The 8,446-nt window shown below is 42.7% G+C and carries 5 protein-coding genes; 3 read left to right on the top strand and 2 right to left on the bottom strand.

Annotated features, from left to right (window positions below):
* Positions 1-418: 418 nt before the first annotated feature.
* Positions 419-1,903, bottom strand: a complete 1,485-nt coding sequence (locus IM485_RS05360; protein WP_104398228.1) for a polysaccharide deacetylase family protein — start codon at positions 1,901-1,903, stop codon at positions 419-421.
* Between the two features lie 268 nt (positions 1,904-2,171).
* On the opposite strand from IM485_RS05360, the gene IM485_RS05355 reads away from it, so the two are divergent.
* Both IM485_RS05355 and IM485_RS05350 read left to right on the top strand, forming a co-directional pair.
* A complete protein-coding gene (locus tag IM485_RS05355) occupies positions 2,172-3,479 on the top strand; it encodes a hemolysin family protein (protein ID WP_287741790.1) in 1,308 nt (435 codons plus the stop codon).
* Between the two features lie 139 nt (positions 3,480-3,618).
* A complete protein-coding gene (locus tag IM485_RS05350; RefSeq protein ID WP_287741788.1) occupies positions 3,619-4,425 on the top strand; it encodes an Rpn family recombination-promoting nuclease/putative transposase in 807 nt (268 codons plus the stop codon).
* 35 nt (positions 4,426-4,460) lie between these two features.
* Here the strand turns inward: IM485_RS05350 and IM485_RS05345 are convergent, their stop codons facing one another.
* On the bottom strand, positions 4,461-5,798 hold the full coding sequence (locus IM485_RS05345) for a proton extrusion protein PcxA (protein ID WP_104398225.1): 1,338 nt from the start codon (positions 5,796-5,798) through the stop codon (positions 4,461-4,463).
* Positions 5,799-5,876: 78 nt separating this feature from the next.
* Between IM485_RS05345 and IM485_RS05340 the strand changes: the two genes are divergently transcribed.
* Entirely contained in the window at positions 5,877-7,967 is a 2,091-nt protein-coding gene (locus IM485_RS05340) for a PD-(D/E)XK nuclease family protein (RefSeq protein ID WP_287741787.1), read from the top strand.
* The last annotated feature ends 479 nt before the right edge of the window (positions 7,968-8,446 follow it).

The raw sequence follows: 8,446 nt of genomic DNA, 5'->3' as shown, positions 1-8,446 counted from the left end.
GTGGGGTGTGGGGTGTGGGGTTTTACCAGTTTTGAGGTGGCCAATTACCTAATTTTCAGGGAAAAAGTGCCTAAATTTCCCCCCGATCACTCCCATATCCAGTACTTTTTGATTGACAAAAGGTCTAAAAGTCTTACCCAAAAAGGTTTTTAGATTTATTCAGCAAGCCCTAGTTAGCTAAAAAACATTTATAGCGTTTTTCAGTCTGCTGAGGTACAAAAGTTATGGGTTTTAGGCAAAAGGGAAGAAAAATATGTGTACCTCACTAGCTTAGGAAACGCTATAAGAGAACGTTCGTAAATTAATGTAAAGAAGATGGATTGTTTCTCGCCGCTCCCCGATACCTTTTAAACAGGATTTATTTTAATACATCTGTGCTACTAGGGCGCAGAATCTGCGCCCTAGATACCTTACTATCCTAGCGGGTTAAGGCCGCGCCTCTTGCGTATAAAGTGCGGGCGTAATCGGTCCAAGTACCCTGGCCCCAATAACGGAAACAACTGGTTTGCACGAGCAAATTATAAAGCAGTGCCTCCAGATAATCCGGTCGTCGGGTAAAACTAGGATCCGCCTGTACTAAAGGATCATATTTCTCGTGGAATTGAGCGCTTAATTGGTTCATCGGTTCGAGGACATTTTCGTAACCGCGCACCCAACTGAGATCATTTGTCCAAGATGCCCCATCCATGCTAAAACGGTGGTCGGTCTGTTTTAACTCAGCGATCGCCTGTTCCACTGCTTCCGGGGTAGCGGCATCCGGATTAACTCGCTGCCAGATTTTATGCTGGTGTACGGCTTGAATTGGGGGATAATCTTGGGGATTAACGCCAGCAGCCTCGATTAACTCCAGATATTCCGTGCCGTTAAATCCTGCCACACTGGAACCCCCCTGCATTTCCCGCCAAGGATTGGGAAAATCGCGAGGAAATTCATTCATCATCACGCCACCGTTTTCACCGTCGGCAATCTGGGAACCTAGGGAAGGAACCCAAACGCCGCCGATTTGCTGTTTACCTCGGCATTTAGCCTCGTGGTAGGGTTGCATTTGGGCAACTAATTTGGTGTCGGAACCCTGGGTTTTAATCAAAGCAGTAATCGCAATCACTTCCCCGCGAGAATTACGGGCCACCAGGCGATTAGGAATATATTTTTGTTCCTGACTCAATCCCGAACCGTCGAGATTTTCCACCGAGTGTTCCTGTACCAATAACCAACGATAGCCGCATTCTTTCAGAGCTTTAATATACTCGTAGAGGGTATCGGGATGGTTAGGAAGGTGCATTTCCGGGGGAGAGAACCCTTTGACTCGTTTCAGAGCATCCGGGCCAAAAATCGAGGCAAAATAGGTTTGCCATGCTTGCATCTGTAATTTTAGATCGGGAATCGGTGTGGAAGGAGCCACCGCATGACTCCACATTGTCCCCAACCATTCCACATAGGGTTGATATTGACTGTTACAGGTGATTAATTTGAGTTTATCGAGGATATCCTGCCGTCCCATCTGTACCAAACCCCAGAGGAGATTGCCGGAATAATCGAGCATAATCCGGGGATTACAGCCTTCCGCCACCAATTCCGGGATAAAATCACCCATGCGACTGTAACACCAGGCAAAAACGCTGGCATTATGATTATCGCCATCCCCTTGATTCTCGAACATATGCTGGAGATTGCAGATTAATTCCCCGTTAACACCCGCCGGGATAGTGGGTTGGTGCATATGCAAGGCACAGGCAAAACCAGCCTTAATATTGTCTAATTTGAGATTTGTTGTCGGTAAAAAGATCGGATCATCGTGATTAACAATCGCTGCGATTTCCTGTTCCCAACCGCAAATAGTTGGTAGTCCGGGGCGTATTTCCGTGATAGGGTTCGATTTCGATGATACGGGTGTAGCGATCATAATTTTTCAGGCGAATAGATTGAGATAGTTTGTCCCCACTCTCCCAGGGACAACTTTTTTTTACTGGCAACAGGTCACTCCTGACTGTTCACTGCTAACTGAGCTAAGAGTGCGGACTTGATCCTATCCCATTTATACTGGGAGTAACCCCCTCCAGACACAAGCCTTCGTAACTCGTTAAAAATCAAGATGATTCTTTACTGAACTTAACCGATCCTCGCACTATGATACAAACAACTATCCGCCCTTTTACCTGTAACCTTTAACCATGTTCTCGGCGACTACCGAAATTCTTGTTATCTTCTTCCTCATCCTCCTCAATGGAGTCTTTGCTCTCTCGGAAATTGCCATTGTCTCGGCCCGCAAAGTCCGTTTGGAACAATTAGCCAGAGATGATCGACGGGCGGCGGTGGCCTTAAAATTGGCCAATGATCCCAATCAAATTTTATCGACGGTGCAGATTGGCATTACCCTCGTGGGTATCTTTGCCGGGGCCTACGGAGGAGCTAATTTATCGGTCAGTGTGGCGCAATTATTGGCGCAAGTTCCTGTTTTAGCCCCCTACAGTCAAGCTTTGGGATTAGGATTAGTGGTGTTAATTATTACCTATCTATCCCTAGTGGTGGGGGAATTAGTGCCGAAACGGTTAGGTTTAAGTAATCCTGAAAAAATCGCTATCCTCGTTGCTGATCCTCTGAATAGGTTATCCAAAATTGTTTCGCCCGTTGTCCATCTTTTGAGTCAATCGACTAATCTGATTCTCGGTTTGTTGGGGATTAGCGGTAATAATAATGATTCCCCCATTACGGAAGAAGAATTGAAAATTATGCTTAAACAGGGAACCGAAGCGGGAACCTTTGAGGAAGCAGAACAGGATATGGTGGAAAGGGTGTTAGGATTGAGCGATCGCCGAGTAAGTCAGATTATGACCACGCGTCCGGATGTTGTTTGGTTAGATTTGGAAGATAGTGCCGAAATTAACCGCCAGAAGCTAATTGAGAGCAATCATAACCGTTTTCCTGTGTGTCAGGGCAGTTTAGATGAGGTTTTGGGGGTAATTGAAGTCACAGACTTATTAGCGGATTGTTTAACCGGTGAAAGTTTCGACCTAACGAAGGATTTACAGCAGCCGCTTTTTGTGCCGGAAAGCACTAGGGGTTTAAAGGTTTTAGAATTGGTGCAGCAAAGTGGTCATCATATTGCCTTGGTAGTGGATGAGTACGGGGTGATTCAAGGATTGGTGACGCGTCAGGATATTTTAGAGGCAATTGTCGGCGATTTACCCCAATTAGATAATATTGAAGATGCTCAGATCGTGCAGCGGGAAGATGGTTCTTGGTTGATCGATGGCACAGTGGCGATCGAAGATTTTAAAGAATTATTTGAAATCAGTGAATTACCGGGGGAAAAACAGGGGAATTATCACACTCTAGGGGGTTTTATTATTACCCATCTTGGTAGGATTCCGGGGGCTGCCGATCATTTTGAATGGCAAAGGTTGCGTTTGGAAGTGGTGGATATGGACGGTAATCGCGTCGATAAGGTGTTAGTTACGCTATTGTTGGATGATTTGTAAGTACCTAAGCAAAATTAATTACACATATCTAACCACCTCTTGCCTTTTGCCTTTTGCCTTTTGCCTTTCTTCACTAGGAAATTTATTTTGCACGACTACTTAAGTAATTGTTAGTAAATATCTAGATTGTTTTAAGCTTGTGAAGACCGATACAATTTTTTATCAACTCTTGCAAACTTTTCCGGGGTTAATTTTTGAATTACTGGGAGAATCAACCCAGAAAGCTGAAAATTATCAATTCTCCTCCCGAGAAATCAAAGAATTAGCTCGTCGTTTTGACGGTATTTTTTTACCGACCACAGCAGCACCGGAACTAATTATTTACTTTGTTGAAGTGCAATTTCAGGATAAAAGTGATTTTTATTGGCGGTTTTTAACAGAAATTGTCATCTATCTCAATCAGTATAAACCCGTTCAGGATTGGATAGCTGTCGCTTTATTTGCCTCCAGGGATCTGGATAATAACTTTCCCTATCAACTGCGGGGATTTGAGATAACGGGACAGATCAGACGTATTTATTTAGATGAATTAATCGATAATCTCGATCCGTCTCTGGGTTTAGGAATTATTCAGTTAATTGTCGCTACACCCCAATTAGCACAGCAACGAGGAAAACCACTTTTAGAAAAAGCGATCGCTGAAATTGATGATCTAGTTTTCCAGCAAAAAGTTATAGAATTAATTGAAAGAACCTTAGCCTATAAATTTACTAATCTTAGTCGCACGGAGTTAGAAGCTATGTTCGGATTAGATGATCTCAGACAGACTCGACTTTATCAAGAAGCTAAACAAGAAGGTCGTGAAGAAGGTCGTGAAGAAGCTAAAACTGAAGCGATCGCTGGTTTACTAGCTTTAGGTTTAAGTATAGAACAGATTGCCACTGCTTTGCAGTTAGAACTTACCAAAGTACAAGAGACGGCAGCAAGATTATCCCCCCCAAATTAGAAGGGTAAATTATCAAGTTTCTCCCCGATTTTACCCTATTCATTCATATTACGATAGGTAGCCACTGCCGAGGGAGAAATGCGATTAAGATAACGGAAAATCCAATATTTTAGGACTGTATCCAAGATAACGGGAAAAGTGGCGATAAAGAGAAAATTAAACTGGCGATTTTCCGGTAAACCGAAATGACGACTTAATCCTTCTAGAATAACTTCCCAACCGTGGGGAGAGTGGAAACCGACAAATATATCGGTAAAGAGAATAATTAAAAAAGCTTTAGCTGAATCGCTAAGATTATAGAGAATGCCATCCAGAAAAGACTTGACAATCTCGATTTCCCGACGACTAAAAGCGATAACAAAACCAAAGGCAATCAGGGAACAAATATCGGCGAAAATATTAGCGATCGCATTTAAACCTCGTTGGCGAAATTCTTCACTTAGTACCGCTGCTTTTTTAGTAATTTCTCCCTCGATTTCTTCGTTAGATAATTTGGGTGCTAAACCAATCATACCTCGAAAATGTAAAGCTTCCTCAAATCTTCTCAATTCCGAAAAAGCTTCTTCTTCTAAATCCTGATTGATAAAAATAAACTGTTCCTGTTGTTGGAAATATTTATTAACCAAGGGGGTAATCAGGAAAGTTTTGGTTAATTGCTGGGTTAATAAAGGAACAATAATTAACAGTAAAATAAACTTGAGGGAAATGGCTGTTTTATAACGAGAATTGCGAAATTTCTTTAAAACTGCCTCCTCCGATTCCTCCGCTTGGGGATCAATTTCCTGTTTAATGCGATTAAAAGTATTGACAAAAGAACGGGGTAAAACCCCCGGTTTTTCCGTAGCTTTTTGGGATTTATTGCTTTTGATTATTTCCTCATCTTCAATACTACCCGCTGCTAAAAAAGAGCGATTTCTAGAAGTCTTGTTTTTCGCTGTTTCCTGCTCAAAATTTCTGTTCTGGAGACTTTTGGGAACATCTTCAAGATCTTCTTGCCAATAGTTACCTTGATATTTTCCGATAATACTATCAATAAACTGGAGTTTTTTCAGACAAACATCTGTGGTGACAGTAATCACCCCATTATTAATTGTCGGTTGATTGGGTCCGAAGGTATTAACGATCGAGCGACTAGCTTTAAACTCCGTCAATCTGACTTTAATTTTTTGCAGATAACCTTTAACTTCTGCGATAAAATAGGAATTAGTGCTGCTGCCATAATTCGAGAACTCCGCTGCCACTTTTCGCCCTTGAAAATGCTTGTCTTCTATCTCCTTAATCTTCAAAGCTGCATGATAAGCCTCATCTAAAGAACGTTCAGGAGTTTGTAATAACCATTGATTAACACCTTGCAAAATCCGATTAAGATTCATAGGAAACAATTACTTCCACAAGGGAGAAAAGCTAGAGTACCGATCAGTTATCTTAACAAATACAATCGAGAAAAAACGATGTCAATCATACCAATTTGGATCGAAGGTGGCACGCGATCGGGAAAAACCACCGCTTTAGTCGGCGAATTCCAGCGCTGGGTGTCTCGCGATCACTCAAAATCATCCCCCCTTGCTCGATCGATCTTAGTTTTCGCTGCCAACGATGATAATAAACGGGAATTAGCCGATCGATTAGCCATTGCTGTTAGGGGTAGCTATCCGATTCTCTGCAAAACCCCTTTAGGTTTTCTCACCGATGAAGTCATTCTGTTTTGGCCGTTAATTTTCGAGTTTTTGGGGCTAAAAGCGCAATTTCCCCGCCGATTACGCCCAGAAACGGAGCAGGAACTCGCCACCCGTCTCTGGCAACCAGCAATCGCCGAATTCTTCCAGCTTACTAGCATAAATGAATATCGTTTCGTGCGTCAAGTTCTCGACTTGTTACAATTAGCTGGCGCTAGTGGTGTTCCCGCAGAAAAGATACCTGAAAGATTAGCCTACGGATTATCAGAAACAGAACTAAAACGAGTTTTAGCGATTAATGAGCAGGAAATACCGGAAAAAGTGGGAGAATTAATCATTCAATGGCGTGATTGGTCTCTAGAACGTGGTTTATTAAGTTATGGTATCATCTACGAACTCTATTGGCGCTATTTATTCCCTGATAGTCGCTATCAACAGCAACTATTAAAACGCTTCCGGGGGGTTTTTGCAGACGATGTGGACGATTATCCGGCTATTGCCAAGGATTTACTCAGTTTTTTCCTCGATCATGATTGTTTTAGCGTTTTTACCTACAATCCCCAGGGAAAAATTCGCTTAGGATTAACTGCCGATCCCGATTATCTACACGAATTAGAGAAACGCTGTCAAATTATGCCATTATCCACCACTGAGGGGTTAGCTGCTCAGTTTAGCGAGACGATTCTCTCCCTAATCAGCGACGGTGACTATCGTGGCAATCTTCCCGATCAATTCATCTCCCTGCAAACCACCTCTCGCGCTGAATTGTTACGGAAGACAGCCACAGCTATTATTCAAGCAGTCAAGCAAGGATCAGTAAAACCCGAAGAAATCGCCGTTATTGCCCCCGGTTTAGACGAAATCGCCCGTTATAGCCTGATGGAAATTTTAACCAGTGCCGGGATAGCCGTTCAACCCCTGAACGAACAACGACCCCTGATCAGTTGTCCTCTGATTCGGGCATTATTGACCCTTCTCGCCCTTGTTTATGAAAATTTGGGGCGTTTAGCCCCCCAAGAGGCCATAGCGGAAATGCTGGTGATTTTTAGCCGTTATCGCTGGGATGAAGAAGAAAATTTAATTCCCGATATCGATCCGGTTCGCGCTGGATTAATTGCCGATCATTGTTATCAAGTGGATCTGGAAAATCCCCGTTTATTAGCGATCGAAACTTTTCCCCGTTGGGATCGCTTAGGACAAAAAGCTTGTACTGCCTACGAAAGAATTTGTCACTGGATCGAAGGGATGAAAAAACGGCAGCAGGAAGCCAAACTTTTCCCGATTTTTGTCTTAAATCAAGCGATCGAACAATTATTAAACGATGGGGAAAATTTGCCCTTCGATCACTTGGCAGCTTTGCGAGAATTAATGGAAACTGCCCAACATTTTTGGGAGATTGATCGCCGTTTGCGTGAGAGTGAACCCTCTTTCCAAAGTCCCAGCGAAACTATTAGTCAGTTTATCCAACTTTTGCGCCGTGGTACAATTACTGCTAATCCCTATCCTGTGCGACAATTTATTAAATCTTCCTCAGCAGTTACCCTAGGCAATATCTTTCAATATCGTTCTTTTCGTTCTAGTCATCGTTGGCATTTTTGGCTAGATTGTTCCTCTCCACTCTGGGAACAAGGAGGTGCTGCCACTCTTTTTGCCGCGCCAATTTTTTGGCGAAAAAGTCCCTATCAACGCTGGACAACGGAAGCAGAATTAGAGGAAAATCAGGCCCGTTTACAGAGAGTTTTAAGGGATTTATTAGCAAGGGTAAGCGAAAAAGTTATCCTCTGTCACAGTGATTTAGGAGTATCGGGAACCGATCAAACTGGACAACTTTTATCCTTAGTACAAGCGGCAAAAGAATATGATTAAGCACTAGAAAAAAATTAACTTCTTGGTTAGGAGAGGCAATAGGCAATAGGCAAAGGGGGGGTTAGATATGTGTAATTAATTTTGCTTATAGCGGTAAGCGCTTGAGTGAGATACAAACCAAGCTTTGCCTAGCATGGTTTATAGCTCGTGAAACTGTACCTCATACGACTGCACACCGCTATAGGTACTTAGTAAAAGGATTGGGGGAGATTCAGCTAATCTAAGGATAGGCGGTTAAGATGCGTCTGAGCTTATAACCTAATTTGGTCTTGACGACCGGCCAAGCTCTTGACTATCTAAGTAGGTAGGCGTTAAAAGTTGTCAGATGCCCCCCTTATTAAGCTATCCCTTATAGGGATCTTTCTTAACAATTTTTTCAGTAAGCACTCCAACCCTTATCCTGACTTGATTTCAGTTTTTTCTTTGTCAGTAAGGGTGTCAACAAGGAATATTACAGATTGTTAACTGAGTCTTGAAAG

This window comes from Microcystis sp. M169S2, from assembly GCF_020245865.1.
In the GTDB taxonomy this organism is placed as follows: domain Bacteria; phylum Cyanobacteriota; class Cyanobacteriia; order Cyanobacteriales; family Microcystaceae; genus Microcystis; species Microcystis ichthyoblabe_A.
This window is presented reverse-complemented; position numbering and strand designations above follow the sequence as displayed.